The organism is Klebsiella sp. K5-204, from assembly GCF_030128585.1.
Classification (GTDB): Bacteria; Pseudomonadota; Gammaproteobacteria; order Enterobacterales; family Enterobacteriaceae; genus Klebsiella; species Klebsiella quasipneumoniae.
The window spans coordinates 18,554-33,612 of sequence record NZ_JAKUZS010000003.1 but is presented as its reverse complement, the minus strand read 5'-3'; the positions used below and the strand labels follow the sequence as shown (position 1 = coordinate 33,612).

At 60.1% G+C, this 15,059-nt stretch carries 16 protein-coding genes; 8 read left to right on the top strand and 8 right to left on the bottom strand.

Annotated elements, in window-relative coordinates:
- Positions 1 to 75: 75 nt before the first annotated feature.
- Entirely contained in the window at positions 76 to 738 is a 663-nt protein-coding gene (locus MKR05_RS08805; protein ID WP_072096602.1) for a YfdX family protein, read from the bottom strand.
- 240 nt (positions 739 to 978) lie between these two features.
- Here MKR05_RS08805 and MKR05_RS08800 point away from each other — a divergent pair, with 240 nt between their 5' ends.
- Together MKR05_RS08800 and hdeB are read left to right on the top strand one after the other, a co-directional pair.
- Positions 979 to 1,554, top strand: coding sequence for an HdeD family acid-resistance protein (locus MKR05_RS08800; RefSeq protein WP_023291053.1), 576 nt, complete (start codon positions 979 to 981; stop codon positions 1,552 to 1,554).
- Between the two features lie 26 nt (positions 1,555 to 1,580).
- Entirely contained in the window at positions 1,581 to 1,886 is a 306-nt protein-coding gene (gene hdeB, locus MKR05_RS08795; RefSeq protein WP_023291054.1) for an acid-activated periplasmic chaperone HdeB, read from the top strand.
- 68 nt (positions 1,887 to 1,954) lie between these two features.
- Here the strand turns inward: hdeB and MKR05_RS08790 are convergent, their stop codons facing one another.
- Genes MKR05_RS08790 through MKR05_RS08770 form a run of 5 tightly spaced genes read right to left on the bottom strand, consistent with a single transcriptional unit; the run spans position 1,955 to position 7,340 of the window.
- Complete coding sequence (locus MKR05_RS08790; RefSeq protein ID WP_072413576.1) at positions 1,955 to 2,758, bottom strand: MIP/aquaporin family protein; 804 nt, start codon at positions 2,756 to 2,758, stop codon at positions 1,955 to 1,957.
- A 53-nt stretch (positions 2,759 to 2,811) separates the two neighbouring features.
- A complete protein-coding gene (locus tag MKR05_RS08785; protein WP_060590413.1) occupies positions 2,812 to 4,635 on the bottom strand; it encodes a diol dehydratase reactivase subunit alpha in 1,824 nt (607 codons plus the stop codon).
- 12 nt (positions 4,636 to 4,647) lie between these two features.
- Positions 4,648 to 5,073 (bottom strand): glycerol dehydratase small subunit DhaB3, encoded by a 426-nt coding sequence (locus MKR05_RS08780; protein WP_023291057.1) that lies wholly within the window; start codon positions 5,071 to 5,073, stop codon positions 4,648 to 4,650.
- 2 nt (positions 5,074 to 5,075) lie between these two features.
- The gene (locus MKR05_RS08775; RefSeq protein ID WP_023291058.1) at positions 5,076 to 5,660 is read right to left on the bottom strand and encodes a propanediol/glycerol family dehydratase medium subunit; all 585 of its coding nucleotides are present in this window, start codon (positions 5,658 to 5,660) and stop codon (positions 5,076 to 5,078) included.
- A gap of 12 nt (positions 5,661 to 5,672) precedes the next feature.
- Positions 5,673 to 7,340 carry a propanediol/glycerol family dehydratase large subunit gene (locus MKR05_RS08770; protein ID WP_065812754.1) on the bottom strand — a complete coding sequence of 556 codons (1,668 nt, stop codon included), beginning with the start codon at positions 7,338 to 7,340 and terminating at the stop codon, positions 5,673 to 5,675.
- Between the two features lie 415 nt (positions 7,341 to 7,755).
- Here MKR05_RS08770 and MKR05_RS08765 point away from each other — a divergent pair, with 415 nt between their 5' ends.
- Genes MKR05_RS08765 through MKR05_RS08750 form a run of 4 tightly spaced genes read left to right on the top strand, consistent with a single transcriptional unit; the run spans position 7,756 to position 10,274 of the window.
- Entirely contained in the window at positions 7,756 to 8,184 is a 429-nt protein-coding gene (locus MKR05_RS08765) for a heme-binding protein (RefSeq protein WP_023291060.1), read from the top strand.
- Positions 8,185 to 8,205: 21 nt separating this feature from the next.
- On the top strand, positions 8,206 to 9,369 hold the full coding sequence (gene dhaT / locus MKR05_RS08760; RefSeq protein ID WP_241509066.1) for a 1,3-propanediol dehydrogenase: 1,164 nt from the start codon (positions 8,206 to 8,208) through the stop codon (positions 9,367 to 9,369).
- 20 nt (positions 9,370 to 9,389) lie between these two features.
- Positions 9,390 to 9,743 carry a glycerol dehydratase reactivase beta/small subunit family protein gene (locus MKR05_RS08755; RefSeq protein WP_023291062.1) on the top strand — a complete coding sequence of 118 codons (354 nt, stop codon included), beginning with the start codon at positions 9,390 to 9,392 and terminating at the stop codon, positions 9,741 to 9,743.
- Positions 9,744 to 10,274 carry a cob(I)yrinic acid a,c-diamide adenosyltransferase gene (locus MKR05_RS08750; RefSeq protein WP_044524805.1) on the top strand — a complete coding sequence of 177 codons (531 nt, stop codon included), beginning with the start codon at positions 9,744 to 9,746 and terminating at the stop codon, positions 10,272 to 10,274.
- Here the strand turns inward: MKR05_RS08750 and dhaR are convergent.
- Positions 10,252 to 12,177 (bottom strand): dihydroxyacetone kinase operon transcriptional regulator DhaR, encoded by a 1,926-nt coding sequence (dhaR, locus tag MKR05_RS08745; protein WP_044524806.1) that lies wholly within the window; start codon positions 12,175 to 12,177, stop codon positions 10,252 to 10,254. The genes MKR05_RS08750 and dhaR overlap by 23 nt on opposite strands.
- Positions 12,178 to 12,278: 101 nt before the next feature.
- On the bottom strand, positions 12,279 to 13,376 hold the full coding sequence (locus MKR05_RS08740) for a glycerol dehydrogenase (RefSeq protein WP_008806556.1): 1,098 nt from the start codon (positions 13,374 to 13,376) through the stop codon (positions 12,279 to 12,281).
- Positions 13,377 to 13,627: 251 nt separating this feature from the next.
- On the opposite strand from MKR05_RS08740, the gene MKR05_RS26970 reads away from it, so the two are divergent.
- Together MKR05_RS26970 and dhaK are read left to right on the top strand one after the other, a co-directional pair.
- Complete coding sequence (locus MKR05_RS26970) at positions 13,628 to 13,831, top strand: hypothetical protein (RefSeq protein WP_032429218.1); 204 nt, start codon at positions 13,628 to 13,630, stop codon at positions 13,829 to 13,831.
- Between the two features lie 155 nt (positions 13,832 to 13,986).
- On the top strand, positions 13,987 to 15,057 hold the full coding sequence (gene dhaK, locus MKR05_RS08735; RefSeq protein ID WP_110237906.1) for a dihydroxyacetone kinase subunit DhaK: 1,071 nt from the start codon (positions 13,987 to 13,989) through the stop codon (positions 15,055 to 15,057).
- Positions 15,058 to 15,059 lie beyond the last annotated feature (2 nt).

The following is a 15,059-nucleotide window of genomic DNA, read 5'->3' as shown; positions in this document are numbered from 1 at the left end:
AGTCCGCCTGCCCGACCGTTAAGGGGACATCCTTGTCAGTTTCTTCCTCTGCGCTCTCTCAGGGTGGAACAGGTATCAGTTGCCTGCCACCAGCATCTCGCTGTCCACCACGATGCCCTCTTCAGCGCCTTTCAGCACCAGATTCGCTTCGTAATATTTTCCAGCTTTCAGCAGGTCTTGCGCCTGCGCCACCGCCTTACGGGTCTGGTTGAGCGGCATCAGATACTGGTTCTCAATTACGCCAATACCGGCCAGACGGAGGGTATCGATAGCCCCTTTCTGATCGCCTTTCGCCAGTTTTTCGTTAGCGGATTTAATGGCACTCTCTTTTTCCGGCGTGGCTACATAGTCTTCAGACAGAGCGATAGAGGCGTTAATGACCACATAGCGATCGGCGATCATTTTGGCTTTAGCATCGGTTTTCACAAACTTCGCCCAGCTGGCGTCATCGGCGGCCAGCAGCGCGGCGGCGTCGTCAGTCAGTTTTTTCGCGCTATCCGGCTGGCCATGGAACAGCGCCAGACGGGCGAACTGGACGTCGCGCATCGCGTTCGCGCCCTGCACTGCCACCTGCAGCACATCGGCGGCTTCTTTCTGCACCTGCGCTGTGGCTGCCGCGGCTGGCGCTGCCGTCGCGCTATCTGCTGCCCACACCGGAGAGGTACCCATCATGGTTGCCAGCAGGCTCGCCAGAATGACTTTTTTCATCGTTAACTCCTGATTAAAATCGGTAAGCATCACCAAACGCAGCCAGCTTAAAAAATATCATGGGCATTGAGAATCAGAGCCCGGAAGGAATATTGCGGGCCTTGTCTGACAGCTGTCAGACAAGGCGTATAAAGTCACCTCAGCGCTCTTATTTACGCCTGCCGATAGCGCGGCCTACTATTTTCCTCAGACCTTTCTTTTGGCCCGCTGAATAAAGCATGACGCATTTTATTCAGCGTCAGGCCGGCAACCGGGATCTGCGGAGCAATTATGTTTATGTTTAGCCATTACACCTTAAATGCGTTTAACCCACGCGTCTTCATTCGATATAAACGGCATGCCGGCTTGATGGCCGCGCTGCTGTTTATCTGCGGGGCCTGTTGCCTGGCCTGGCCGCTGGTCGCCGGCTGGTATCTCGCCACGGTGACCGGCATGTTGTTGATGATCTGCGGCTTCTACTCACTGTACAGCCTGATCGTCTTCCGCCAGCAGCACTGGAAATCACGCCTGGTGGCGCTGATCTTCGCCATCGCCTGGATCGTGCTCGGCCTGAGCTTTGTCGTTAATCCTCTTAACGGCATGAGCAGCCTGGCCCTCTTATTCGGCTTTTTATTTGTTCTCGGCGGTATTTCCCGCATCGTCAACGGATGTCAAACCCGAAAACAAAGCGGCGCCGGCTGGAATATTTTTATCGGCCTGTTGGATTTACTTATCGCCTGCCTGTGGCTGGCCATGAATCCGCAGCAAAGCTGGATATTTATTACCGCCTTTATCGGCGTTGAAATGATATTTAGCGCCATCGGCTTGCTGGTCCTGCGCAATAAAATGAAGCACGCCCAGGCTTAAGCCCTATTTTGTCACTGGAGAAGAAAATGAATTTGCCTAAAGCACTCGTACTGACCGTAGCGGCCACCACATTCTGTCTGATGACCAGCCCGGCGTTCGCGGTTCTGGAAACCACACCGCAGAATATGACCTGTCAGGAGTTTATGGATATGAACCCAAAAAGCATGACCCCGGTGGCCTTCTGGGTGGTGAACCGCAACACCGACTTCAGCGGCGGCGACTACGTCGACTGGCATGAAGTCGAGACCGTTTCGGTGCCGAAAATGTTGCAGCAGTGCCACAAGAACCCCGCCGCCAAACTCGGCGAACTCAATGCGGTCATCAAGAAATAACCCTGTTCCCCGGCGACTCGCCGGGGGAAGTTAACCTCGTTGCCCGCCGTGATGCGGCGCGCCCCGTCTCACTCATCGCTAGCGCATTCGCACGGCAGATGGTGGCCGATAAGCTTGCGGTATAAAAACGCCCCCATAATCGCCCCCACCACCGGCGCCAGCAGCGGCACCCAAAAGTAGGGTATCGGCTGCCCGCCGGTAAAGGCGATCGCGCCCCAGCCGGCCAGACTGGTAAACAGTTTAGGGCCAAAATCACGCGCCGGATTCAGCGCAAAGCCGGTTAGCGGCCCCATCGACGCGCCGATCACGGCGATCAGCAAGCCAATCAGCAACGGCGCCAGCGGCCCGCGCGGGATGCCATTGCCGTCGTCGGTCAGAGCCATGATCATCGCCATCAGGATCGCCGTGATGGTGGTCTCTACGGCAAACGCCTGCCAAAAGGTGATATGCGGATGCGGGTAGGTGGAAAAGACCCCGGCCAGGTTAAGGCTGGCGACGGTACCGCGAACGATATGCTGGCTCTGTTCAAGATCGAGAAACAGCTGACGATAGAGCCCGTACACCAGGGCGGCGGCGCAGAATGCCCCGGCCGTCTGGGCGACAATAAACGGCAGTACTTTACGGCGTTCAAAACAGGCGAACAGCCACAGGGCAATGGTGACGGCCGGATTAAGGTGCGCGCCGGAGACGCCGGCCGTCAGATAGATGGCCATGGCGACGCCGAGGCCCCAGATAATACTGATTTCCCACTGGCCAAAGCTGGCTCCGGCGACCCGCAGCGCAGCGACACAGCCCGCGCCGAAGAAAATGAGCAGTCCGGTGCCAAGAAACTCGGCCACGCACTGCCCGGTTAAGCTAGAAGTCTGGTTCATCATTGGCATCCTGAAATAGCACGTTATAGAGAGAGGCTGGCGCGAGCGCCGGCTTAATCGGCATGACCGGCCAGCACCAGCCCGGTGGCGACCGCATTGCGCGGCCCTTCTGTTCCCCGAATGTTGCCCTGCCCGGCGACCACGCCGTAGTGCGACAGGGCGTCGGTGATAAGCTGCGGGATCTCAAAATCCAGCGATGATCCGCCCACCAGCACCACAAAGGCGATATCGCGAATGGAACCGCCGGGGGAGACCTGGCGCAGCGCGCGCAGGCAGTTGGTAACAAACACTTTCTCCTTCGCCTGGCGGCGCACAAGACGAATTTTTTCCAGCGGGCTGGCGTTATCGATCGGCACCAGTTCGCCCTCCTTGATGTACACCACTTTGGCGAACACCGCCGGGCTGAGGGCTTCCCGGAAGAACTCCACTGCGCCATTCTCGTGGCGGATACTGAACAGGCTTTCCACTTTGGCCAGCGGGTATTTTTTTATCGCTTCCGCCTGCGAAAGATCCTCGAGACCCAGCTCGGTTTTAATCAGCAGGCTGACCATATTTCCCGCCCCGGCGAGATGCACCGCGGCGATCTGCCCCTCCGCGCTGACGATCGCCGCATCCGTCGAACCGGCGCCGAGGTCGAGGATCGCCAGCGGCGCCGCACAGCCCGGCGTGGTTAACGCCCCGGCGATGGCCATGTTGGCTTCAACGCCGCCCACAACCACCTCAGTCTGGAGTCGGGCGCTCAGCTCACGGGCGATAACCTGCATCTGCAGACGATCCGATTTCACCATCGCCGCTATCCCGACGGCATTCTCCATGGCGCACTCCCCAGCCATCCCGCCCTGCACCTTGCGCGGAACAAATGTATCCACCGCCAGCAGATCCTGGATGTAAATCGCGCTCATCTCATGGCCGGTCAGGGACGCCATCACCTTGCGCACCCGCTCGAGCATGCCGCCGGCGTGGGTGCCCGGTTCGCCGCGGATGTCGCGTACCGGAGCGCAGGCGCTTATCGCCTGCATGATCGCCTCCGCGCCCTCGGCGACATCGGCTTCTCCACGGCGCTTTTCGCCGCTGATGTAGATCTTGCCCGCCGGGATCACCCGCGACTGCACGTCGCCCTGGGGGGTCTTGAGCACCACCGCTGAGCGGTTGCCAATCAGCGCGCGGGCGATGGGGACGATGGCCTGGGTCTCCTCCGGGCTCAGCCCAAAGAAGGTGGCGATGCCGTAGGGATTCGACAGGATCCGCACCACCTGCCCCGGCGCGGCTACCTCCACCGCCGCCATCACCCCCTCGGGCACGTGCTCCAGGAGCGTCACTTCATCCACCACCGGCAGGGTTTTGCGCAGGCGGTTGTTCACCAGCACGCCGTCGTCCTTTTTGAGGATCGCCGCCACCACGTTGATCCCGCGGTCGATCGCCTCATTGAGCCACCACACGGCGTCAAGGAAATCGACAGCGTCGTCAATCAGCGCGATCCACCCCTCGGCATACTGCGCCGCCGGCAGCGTCGCCAGCCGGCCGAGGGCGATGGTCGTCCCCACGCCGACGCCCACCCCGCCCGGGGTCTGCGGGTTATGACCGATCATGGTTGACTCGGTGATAATGGTCTCGGTGATGGTCTCCATCGCCACATCGCCAATGACCGGCGCGGCTTCGTTAAGATAGATGCGAGACACATCGCGCATTGACCATGGCGTTTTCGCCAGAGCCTGCTCCAGCGCGGCGAGGGTCCCGGCGATATTGTCCCGCGTCCCTTTCATGCCCGTCGTCGCGACGATCCCGCTGGCAACAAACGTCCTCGCCTGCGGGTCGTCGGACGCCAGCGCCACCTCGGTGGTGGCGTTGCCGATATCAATCCCGGCTATTAACGGCATGCTGACCTCCGCTTAGCTTCCTTTACGCAGCTTATGCCGCTGCTGATACACTTCCGCCGCCTCCCGGACAAAGGCGGCATTCACCGTCGCATGCCAGGTGTGCTCCAGCTCGTCGGCGATCGCCAGCAGCTCCGCCTGCGAGGAGCGGAACGGGCGCAGCGCGTTATAGATAGCCAGAATGCGCTCGTCAGGGATGGCGATAAGCTCCGCCGCGCGGCGAAAATTGCGCGCCACCGCATGGCGCTGCATCTGCTCGGCAATCTGCGCCTGGTACTCAAGGGTTTGCCGGGAGATCCGCACATCCTGCGGGCCCACCTCGCCAGAGAGCACTTTCTCGAGGGTGATGTCGGTCAATGGTTTGCCGGTGGGCGTCAGGATATGCTCCGGGCAGCGGGTGGCTAACGGATAATCCTGCACGCGCATGGTTTTCTCGCTCATGGTCACTCCCTTACTAAGTCGACGTGCAGGGTGACGGGCTCGGCGTCCTGCACCACATGTTTGGTCTCTTTGATATGAAACAGGGCGGCTTTGGCCATAAATTTCGGCCGCACCATCTGGTCGTTCACCACCGGCACCGGCGAAGGTGACTCGTTGCGCGCATAGCGCGCGGCGTTTTTGCCAATCTGCCGGTAGGTCTCCAGCGTCAGCAGCGGCGCCTGGGAGAACAGCTCCAGGTTGCTGAGCGGCAGCAGATCGCGCTGATGGATGACCGTGGTCCCCTTCGACTGGATACCGATGCCGATCCCCGAGCCGCTCAGGTTCGCCGCATCCCAGGCCATAAAGGAGACGTCGGACGTGCGCAAAATGCGCACCACTCGGGCGTGAAGTCCCTCTTCCTCCACCCCGGCAATCAGCTCTTTAAGGATCGCGCCATGGGGCATATCGATCAGGGTGTGATGCTGGTGTTTATCGAAGGCGGGGCCGACGCCGATCACCACTTCATCGGCGCGTTCATCGGCAGAAGCCGCCCCGCCCTCGCGGGTTTTCAGGGTAAAAGAGGGCTGAATTTGGGTTGTCTGTTGCACAGGAATACCGCCTTATTCAATGGTGTCGGGCTGGACCACGCCCGGAATATTTTTGATCTCCGCCCAGCGTTCGGCGGAGATGCGATAGCCGGTGCCCGGCCCCTGATAGTCATTGATGTCGTTGACCGCGCTCACCACCTCGAACTGTCGATCGAGAATGGCCGAGGTCTGCAGGTAATCCCCGGTGACCCGCTGGCGCAGCATATTGAGAATATTGCTGGCGATATCCTCAAAGCCGCTGCGGCTCAGCGCGCCGACAATATCGAGGCCGGTAATATTGCGCTTCATCATCTCTTCCACCGCGCTCAGGTCCTCCACCACGTTACGCGGCGGCATCTCGTTGCTGCCGTGCGCGTAGGTGGCGGCTTCCACCTCCTCGTCGGCGATCGGCGGCAGCCCCAGCTCGCGAAAGACCGCCTGGATCGCCCGCGCCGCTTTCTGGCGAATGGCGATGGTTTCCGCCTCGGTCACTGGACGCAGTCCACCGTCAACCATCAGGTCGCGCTGCAGGATGTTGTAATCATCAAAATCTTCCGCATCGAAGTTCGAGCCGGCGAACATGTTGTCGTAGTTCGGCACCGCGCTGTAGCCGGAGAAAATAAAGTCGGTGCCCGGCAGCATCTGCATCAGGGTGCGCGCGGTGCGGCGGATATCCGAGTGGGAGAAGGTCTGGTCGTTGGCCGAGGCCACTTCGAGGTCGAGCATGGAGGCGATCAGATTTTCCGCCAGCACCGCCCGAATGCCCGAGGGCACGGCGCCGGTCATGCCGATGCAGCTCACCGCCCCGTTCTGTAGACCCTGCACCCCGGCGCCTTTGGTAATGAAGATGCAACGCGATTCGAGGTAGAGCATCGACTTGCTCTCCGAATAGCCCATCAGCGCTTCGGAGCCGGTGCCGGAGGTGTAGCGCATTTTCAGCCCCCGGGAGGCGTAGGCCGAGGCGAGGAACGCCTTTGACCATGGGGTGTCATCGCCGTCGGTAAATACCGCCTCGGTGCCGTAGACTGACACCGTCTCGGCGTAACTGGTTAAGCCACGCATGCCCAGCTCCAGCTCGGTGGCCTCTTCCACCGAGCATTGCGTCAACACGCCGGGGCGGCCGCACTGCGAGCCGACCAGCAGCGCCAGGGCGTTGAACGGGGCATAGCGCGCAATACCGACCGTGGTCTCCTGCTCGGAGAAGCCGCGGATCCCGGCCTCGGCGGCGTCGGCGGCAATCTGCACCGGATTATCCTTCAGGTTGGTGACATGGCACTGGTTGGAGGGCGTTCGGCGGGCGCGCATCTTTTGCAGCGCCATCATCATCTCCACCACGTTCATCTGCGCCATGACTTCAACCGCTTTGGCCGGCGTGATGGCGGTGGTGATGGCGATGATCTCCTCCCGGCTGACGTGGATATCCACCAGCATGCGGGCTATCTCCAGCGCCTTCAGACGCATCGCCTGCTCCGTGCGCTCAATGTTGATCGCGTAGTCGGCGATAAACCGGTCGATCATATCAAACTGGTCCCGGCGCTTGCCGTCCAGCTCGACGATCCGACCGTTTTCCACTTTGACCGACGAGACCGGGTCAAAGGGGCTTTCCATGGCGATCAGTCCCTCTTCAGGCCACTCGCCAATCAGCCCGTCCTGATTGACGGGGCGCTGGGCCAGTACTGCAAATCGTTTTGATCTTTTCATTGTTCATGGGCTCAAAAGGTGAAATCCGCAGACGGTAGCGAACACGCCGGGCCAGCGTCGCTGCCCGCCCGGCCATTACCGGCAATAGCGGAACTTTAAAGGAGCCACTGGTGAAAAAAATAAAATTAATTTTGTTTCAATCTGGCACGTTAAATCGGCAAATAGTTTCACTATGAAACCCCGCCGCAACGGCTAAAATAAAAAATGTGATCGCCAGCATTGATATAAATCAATTAATAAAAAAAGCCCGCCACCGCGTTTTTCCGAAGCCTTTTTAGACCTGTTGACTAAATCATGGCGGGCGACAAAATAACGCTGAGAAAAATAAATTAAGCCAACCGCGTGGCGATAGTTTTTTTACTTTCGCCCCTTACTGACTATTCGCGTCAGCATTACCCTGGCGCGGGAGATAATCATGAACAAGAGCCAACACATTCAGACTATCACCCTGGCCGCCGCCCAGAAAATGGCGGCAGCAGTGGAGAAAAAAGCTAATGAGATCAACGTAGCGGTGGTATTTTCCGTGGTTGACCGCGGCGGCAACACGCTGCTTGTCCAGCGGATGGACGAAGCCTTTGTCTCCAGCTGCGATATTTCGCTGAATAAAGCCTGGAGCGCCTGCAGCCTGAAACAAGGCACCCATGAAATTACGCCAGCGGTCCAGCCCGGACAATCTCTGTATGGTCTGCAGCTGACCAATCAACAGCGAATCATTATTTTTGGCGGCGGCCTGCCGGTTATTTTAAATCAGCAGGTAATTGGTGCCGTCGGCGTTAGCGGCGGTACGGTCGAGCAGGATCAATTATTAGCCCAGTGCGCCCTGGATTGTTTTTCCGCATTATAACCTGAAGCGAGAAGGTATATTATGAGCTATCGTATGTTTGATTATCTGGTGCCAAACGTTAACTTTTTTGGCCCCAACGCTATTTCCGTGGTTGGTGAACGCTGCAAGCTGCTGGGGGGTAAAAAAGCCCTGCTGGTTACCGACAAAGGCCTGCGGGCGATAAAAGATGGCGCGGTGGATAAAACTCTGCATTATCTGCGGGAGGCCGGTATCGAGGTGGCGATCTTTGACGGCGTCGAGCCGAACCCGAAAGACACCAACGTGCGCGACGGTCTCGCCGTGTTTCGCCGCGAGCAGTGCGATCTTATCGTCACCGTGGGCGGCGGCAGCCCGCACGACTGCGGCAAAGGCATCGGTATCGCCGCCACCCATGAGGGCGATCTTTATCAGTATGCCGGGATTGAGACCCTGACCAACCCGCTGCCGCCCATCGTCGCGGTCAACACCACCGCCGGCACCGCCAGCGAGGTCACCCGCCACTGCGTCCTGACCAACACCCAAACCAAAGTGAAGTTTGTGATCGTCAGCTGGCGCAACCTGCCGTCGGTCTCCATCAACGATCCGCTGCTGATGATCGGCAAACCGGCCGCCCTGACCGCGGCGACCGGGATGGATGCCCTGACCCACGCCGTAGAGGCCTATATCTCTAAAGACGCCAACCCGGTGACTGACGCCGCCGCCATGCAGGCGATCCGCCTCATCGCCCGCAACCTGCGCCAGGCCGTCGCCCTCGGCAGCAATCTTCAGGCGCGGGAAAACATGGCCTACGCCTCTCTGCTGGCCGGGATGGCCTTCAATAACGCCAACCTCGGTTATGTGCACGCCATGGCGCATCAGCTGGGCGGGCTGTACGACATGCCGCACGGCGTGGCCAACGCCGTCCTGCTGCCGCACGTGGCTCGCTATAACCTGATCGCCAACCCGGAAAAATTCGCCGATATCGCCGAACTGATGGGCGAAAATATCGCCGGACTGTCGACCCTCGACGCGGCGGAAAAAGCTATCGCCGCCATCGCGCGTCTGTCGATGGATATCGGAATTCCGCAGCATCTGCGCGATCTGGGGGTGAAAGAGACCGACTTCCCGTACATGGCGGAGATGGCCCTGAAAGACGGCAACGCGTTCTCGAACCCGCGTAAGGGCAACGAGCAGGAGATTGCCGCGATTTTCCGCCAGGCATTCTGAGTGTTAACGAGGGGACCGTCATGTCGCTTTCACCGCCGGGCGTACGCCTGTTTTACGATCCGCGCGGGCACCATGCCTGCGCCATCAATGAGCTGTGCTGGGGGCTGGAGGAGCAGGGGGTCCCCTGCCAGACCGTATCCTGCGACGAAGGCGGTGACGCCGATACGCTGAGCGCCCTGGCGGCCAGAAGCTCGACGCTGCGGGTGGGCATTGGGCTCAGCGCAGCCGGCGAGATCGCGCTAACCCATGCCCAGCTGCCGGCGGACGCGCCGCTGGCGACCGGGCACGTCACCGATAGCCGCGATCATCTGCGTACGCTCGGCGCCAACGCCGGGCAGCTGGTGAAAGTCCTGCCGTTAAGTGAGAGAAGCTGAATGTACCGTATCTATACCCGCACCGGAGATAAAGGCACCACCGCCCTGTACGGCGGCAGCCGCATCGAGAAAGACCATATTCGCGTCGAGGCCTACGGCACCGTCGATGAACTGATATCCCAGCTGGGCGTCTGCTACGCCACCACCCGCGACGCCGGGCTGCGGGCAAGTCTGCATCAGATTCAGGAGACGCTGTTCGCGCTGGGGGCCGAACTGGCCAGCGATGCGCGGGGCCTGGTCCGCCTGAGCCAGACGATCGGCGAGGAGGAGATCACCGCCCTGGAGCGACTTATCGACCGCAATATGGCCGAAAGCGGCCCCCTGAAACAGTTTGTGATCCCGGGGAAGAATCTCGCCTCCGCCCAGCTGCACGTGGCGCGCACCCTGGCCCGTCGGCTGGAACGTCTGCTGACGGCCATGGACCGCTCGCACCCTCTGCGCGACGCGCTCAAACGCTACAGCAATCGTCTGTCGGACGCCCTGTTCTCCATGGCGCGTATCGAGGAGACTAGGCCTGATGCTTGCGCTTGAACTGGCTGGCGTCGATATCGTACTGCTTCATTTTGCGCCACAGGGTGGTGCGGCCGATATTCAGCAGCTGCGACATCTCCTGCACCCGCCCGCTGGTCACCCGGGCGGCGTGGATGATGGCCTCTTTTTCGATGGCGCTAAAGGTCAGGCTGGCCGGCAGCAGCGATGAGCCGCTATCGGCCCCCGGCCGATCGGAAAAGAGATATTCCGGCAGGTTGCTCAGGCGAATGTGGCCGTTATCGCTGCTGATGGCGATGTTCTCTATCACGCTGTTAAGCTCAAAATCATTTCCCGGCCACGAGTAGGCCACCAGCTGGGCCAGCGCGTCATCGTCCACTTTCAGCCGGGAAGAGAAACGCTTTTCCAGGCTTTTCAGCCGGTTATGCACCAGCGACGGGATACTGTTGCGCCGGGCGCGCAGCGGCGGAATGACGATCTCGAAAGAGTGCAGCGCATAGTACAGCTGGCGGCTAAAGCGGTTCTGTTCCACCAGGTTGGCCAGATCGACGGTGGTGGTGGCGATCACCTTCACATCCACCGGGATCAGGCGGCGGGCGTCGAGGCGGGTAAGCACTCCCTGCTTAATCACCTGCAGCAGGGCGGACTGCAGCTCCGGCGCCAGATACTCAATTTTTTCCAGAAACAGAGTGCCGCCGTTGGCCAGCTCAAGGCGGCTCAGGCGGCCATTTTCATCATCGGTGGGGGCGCTCCCCATAAAGTCCTGGCCCAGCACGCTGTCGGCATACAGCTGGCAGTTGACGGCGATGTAGGGGCCGCCCGCCCGCTCGCTTTCATTGTGGATGGCCTGGCTCAGCAGCTCTTTCCCCACCCCCTCTTCACCGCACAGCAGTACCGGAAAGCCGCCGCGCGCCGCCTGGCGGCCAAAGTGGATCAGCCGCCGGGTTTCCGGATCGTCGGCTGACATCTGCTCAAAGGTGTGGCTGACTTTGCCCAGCTGGCTGGTCATCAGCTGCCGCATCTGCTCCACCGGGTGCAGCAGCAGAATAAAGCTGTTGCCTTGCGACTCGACAATCGGTTTTAAGGTGATCACTGCGTCGATAAACTGGTGCTGGCTTTCAAAGGTGACTTCAACGTGATTCAGGCCGCGGGCGTGTTTGATGGCGCGGCGCAGCAGCGCCGGCAGGGTCACCAGATCGGCGATATTTTTTCCCTGGCTGGCCTGGGCATCAAGATGCAGCAGTCTCGCCGCCTGAACATTGAGAAATTGCAGTACCCCCTGTTCGTTCCACGCCATCACCCCGTCGTCCATGCTCTCCAGCAGGCCGTACATTTGATTGAGGTGGCGGTTGGATTCCGCCAGCAGGCTGTCTGTGAGCAGGGAATTGCCCACCTCGCGGGCGATGGCCAGCGTCAGGGAGAGGTCGGCGCTGGACTGGTGCTCCACCAGACAGCAAAGCGAGATAGAGCCGAACAGCCGCCCGTGGTTATCGAACACCGGCGTCGAACAAAAGCTCCATGGCTGCAGGGCCTGCTTAAAATGCCGATCGCCGGCGGTGTTGATCGGCTGCCCCTGCATCGCGGCCAGCGACAGCGCGCAGGTGCCGATAATGCTCTCCGCGCAGTAGCTGCCGTCGCGAAACCCCAGGTCAGCCAGCTGCGCCAGCGTTTGCGGTTCGCCGCAGCGGCTCAGAATACAGGCGGTCTCATCAAGGATAAACAGCGCGCAGGGGCGACCGTCCATAAACTCCCAGGCGTCCTCCAGCGCCGCCTGACCGATGGTCAGCAGCGCGGTTTTACGCCGACAGATCGAGTCAAAGGTCAGGCCCTGGGCCTGGTGCGGTTTTTGCCAGGTTTCGCGCTGCATAAACTTGCTGCAGCGATGCCATGACTGGGCGATGACGGAAGAGACCGCCTTCCCGGTATCCTGAGTCTGAACAGTCATACTGTTTTCCGCGTTTTACCATAGAGAACCCCTCCGGCAGCCGCTGCCAGAGGGGAGAAAGAAAGACCGCCGACCGGCGCCAGCGGTTTAGCCACCGCGAATTAACGCGCCAGCCACTGCTGGCCTAACAGATCGGCGGTGAGGATAGCGGCGTGCACGCTCTCCGGGGTCACCGCAAACGGCATATTGTGGATGGTTTCCCCTTCCGCGCAGGTGGCTTTCGCCACCGCGGCGATTTTCGCGTCGATCCCCTCTTTGACGCCCATCTGCGCGAGGGTCACCGGCAGGCCGACGCGCTGGCAGAAGCCCAGCACGGTTTCAATCTCGTCCATCGGGCTGTTCTGCAGCACCAGCTGCGCCAGGGTGCCGAAGGCCACTTTCTCGCCGTGATACAGGTGATGGCACTCTTCCAGAATGGTGAAACCGTTGTGGATCGCGTGGGCGGCGGCCAGGCCGCTGCTTTCAAAGCCAATGCCGCTGAGGTAGGTGTTCGCTTCGATGATGCGCTCCAGCGCTTCGGTCACCACCCCGGCCTGCGCCGCCAGACGGGCCTTTTCGCCCTCCGCCAGCAGCGTATCATAGCACAGGCGGGCCAGGCTCAGCGCCGCCTCGGTGGACTGCCCCCCGGCCATGCTGGTGGCGCGCGCATCGTAGCAGGCTTTGGCCTCAAACCAGGTGGAGAGCGCATCGCCCATGCCGGAGACCAGCAGGCGTACCGGCGCTTTGGCGATAATCGCCGTGTCCATCACCACCATATCCGGGTTTTTCGGATAGATCAGATACTCTTCAAACTCGCCCGCTTCGGTGTAGATCACCGACAGCGCGCTGGTCGGCGCATCGGTCGAAGCGATGGTCGGGATCACCACCACCGGCAGCTTCTGGTAGTAACCGATCGCCTTCGCGGTATCGAGGGTTTTACCGCCGCCGATGCCAACCACGCCGCGGCAGCCCTGTTTTTGCAAAATCGCCATCAGGCGGTTAATTTCCGCATGGCTGCATTCGCCGTTAAACCGTTCCGCATGGCAGCGAATATCGTGACTCTGCAGGCCATTCACCACTTTCTCCCCCGCCAGCTTCATCACGAAGTCGTCAGCGATGACGAAGAAGCTCTCCGCCAGGTTTTTGGCATATTGACCGAACAGGACAGCAGCATCAGGACCCTGAAGATATTTGGCTGGAGATTGAATAACTTTTAGCATTCCTTTCACCCTCAAATAAGTGCGCATGTAGACATGATGAGCCCTGGCGTTATCCGCGCCGGCCGGTAAAGCGCGGCCTCAACGGAATGTACCGGAGCAGTGCGATCACTGTAGGGCCGGCACGGAACAAAAAAATCTTTCGCCTTTTTGTTCTGATTTGAAACACAGGTTAAATTTTTACGTTCCATATTGGAACAAAAAACCCTAGTCTTCGTCAGGATTGCGATCCCGATCCGCTCCTCTGCCGCATAATTCCCTTACTATCCCCCTTTAGCGGCAGGCTTTTTCCCCACAGCCGGGGGAAATTTAGCAAAAAATTTTTTTCAGCCCGCTGCGCCAGCCGCGATGACCGGCGCTTAAGGCAGAGGAAAAAAAGCGCGCCAGCTCGCATTTTCACCGTTTCCTCAGCAAAAACGTTCCATAAAGAAACAAAATCAGCAGGTGATGTTTCGTAATGAAACCCGATCGCCGGGGCATTCTTTTTTTCGTCCGCTCAGCCAGAATCATCATATCGCCAGGCACGCTGCACCGTCAGACGATACCCCTACGCGATGACCGCCTCCGCCAGCAGAGAGGCCGCATCGAACCTTCTCCAACGGAGCACTGAATAATGAAAAAGCTGATTAACCGTGTTGAAGATGTACTGAATGAACAATTACAGGGGCTGGCTAAAGCCCACCCGCAGCTGACCCTGCACCAGGACCCGCTGTACGTCACCCGCGCCGACGCGCCGGTGGCCGGCAAGGTCGCCCTCCTCTCCGGCGGCGGCAGCGGCCATGAGCCGATGCACTGCGGCTATATCGGCCAGGGGATGCTCTCTGGCGCCTGCCCGGGGGAAATCTTCACCTCGCCGACACCGGATAAAATGTTCGAATGCGCGATGCAGATTGACGGCGGCGAAGGCGTCCTGCTGATTATCAAAAACTACACCGGCGACATCCTGAACTTCGAAACCGCCACCGAGCTGCTGCATGAGAGCGGCATTAAAGTCACCACCGTGGTGGTCGACGACGACGTGGCGGTGAAAGACAGTCTCTATACCGCAGGCCGCCGCGGCGTCGCCAATACCGTTCTGATCGAAAAACTGGTCGGCGCCGCCGCCGAGCGCGGCGATTCGCTGGAGGACTGCGCTGAACTGGGGCGCCGCCTGAATAATCTCGGCCACTCCATTGGCATCGCCCTCGGCGCCTGCACCGTACCGGCCGCCGGACAACCCTCCTTTACCCTGCAGGACGATGAAATGGAGTTCGGCGTCGGCATTCACGGCGAGCCGGGCATCGACCGCCGTCGCTTCAGCTCACTGGACCAAACCGTCGATGAGATGTTCGATACCCTGCTGGAGAATGGCGCCTACAGCCGCACGCTGCGCCAGTGGGATACCGTTAAGGGCGCGTGGCAGGAAGTGAAGCAGAGCAAAACCGCGTTACAAAACGGCGACCGGGTCATCGCCATGGTCAATAACCTCGGCGCCACGCCGCTGTCCGAACTGTACGGCGTCTATCACCGGCTCGCCCAGCGCTGTGAAGCGTCCGGCATCATCATCGAACGTAACCTCGTCGGCAGCTACTGCACCTCGCTGGATATGGCGGGCTTCTCCATCACCCTGCTGAAAGCGGATGATGAGACGCTGGCGCTATGGGACGCCCCGGTTCATACCCCGGCGCTGAACTGGGGAAACTAAGG

What these genes read in the sequence shown, in the direction of transcription:
- MKR05_RS08740 (WP_008806556.1), bottom strand. Translation starts at nt 13,376, where the DNA reads ATGCTAAAAGTTATTCAATCTCCAGCCAAATATCTTCAGGGTCCTGAT.
- hdeB (WP_023291054.1), top strand. Translation starts at nt 1,581, where the DNA reads ATGAATTTGCCTAAAGCACTCGTACTGACCGTAGCGGCCACCACATTC.
- MKR05_RS08805 (WP_072096602.1), bottom strand. Translation starts at nt 738, where the DNA reads ATGCTTACCGATTTTAATCAGGAGTTAACGATGAAAAAAGTCATTCTG.
- MKR05_RS08785 (WP_060590413.1), bottom strand. Translation starts at nt 4,635, where the DNA reads ATGCCGTTAATAGCCGGGATTGATATCGGCAACGCCACCACCGAGGTG.
- MKR05_RS08800 (WP_023291053.1), top strand. Translation starts at nt 979, where the DNA reads ATGTTTATGTTTAGCCATTACACCTTAAATGCGTTTAACCCACGCGTC.
- MKR05_RS08765 (WP_023291060.1), top strand. Translation starts at nt 7,756, where the DNA reads ATGAACAAGAGCCAACACATTCAGACTATCACCCTGGCCGCCGCCCAG.
- dhaK (WP_110237906.1), top strand. Translation starts at nt 13,987, where the DNA reads ATGAAAAAGCTGATTAACCGTGTTGAAGATGTACTGAATGAACAATTA.
- MKR05_RS08770 (WP_065812754.1), bottom strand. Translation starts at nt 7,340, where the DNA reads ATGAAAAGATCAAAACGATTTGCAGTACTGGCCCAGCGCCCCGTCAAT.
- dhaT (WP_241509066.1), top strand. Translation starts at nt 8,206, where the DNA reads ATGAGCTATCGTATGTTTGATTATCTGGTGCCAAACGTTAACTTTTTT.
- MKR05_RS08750 (WP_044524805.1), top strand. Translation starts at nt 9,744, where the DNA reads ATGTACCGTATCTATACCCGCACCGGAGATAAAGGCACCACCGCCCTG.
- MKR05_RS08755 (WP_023291062.1), top strand. Translation starts at nt 9,390, where the DNA reads ATGTCGCTTTCACCGCCGGGCGTACGCCTGTTTTACGATCCGCGCGGG.
- dhaR (WP_044524806.1), bottom strand. Translation starts at nt 12,177, where the DNA reads ATGACTGTTCAGACTCAGGATACCGGGAAGGCGGTCTCTTCCGTCATC.
- MKR05_RS08790 (WP_072413576.1), bottom strand. Translation starts at nt 2,758, where the DNA reads ATGAACCAGACTTCTAGCTTAACCGGGCAGTGCGTGGCCGAGTTTCTT.
- MKR05_RS08780 (WP_023291057.1), bottom strand. Translation starts at nt 5,073, where the DNA reads ATGAGCGAGAAAACCATGCGCGTGCAGGATTATCCGTTAGCCACCCGC.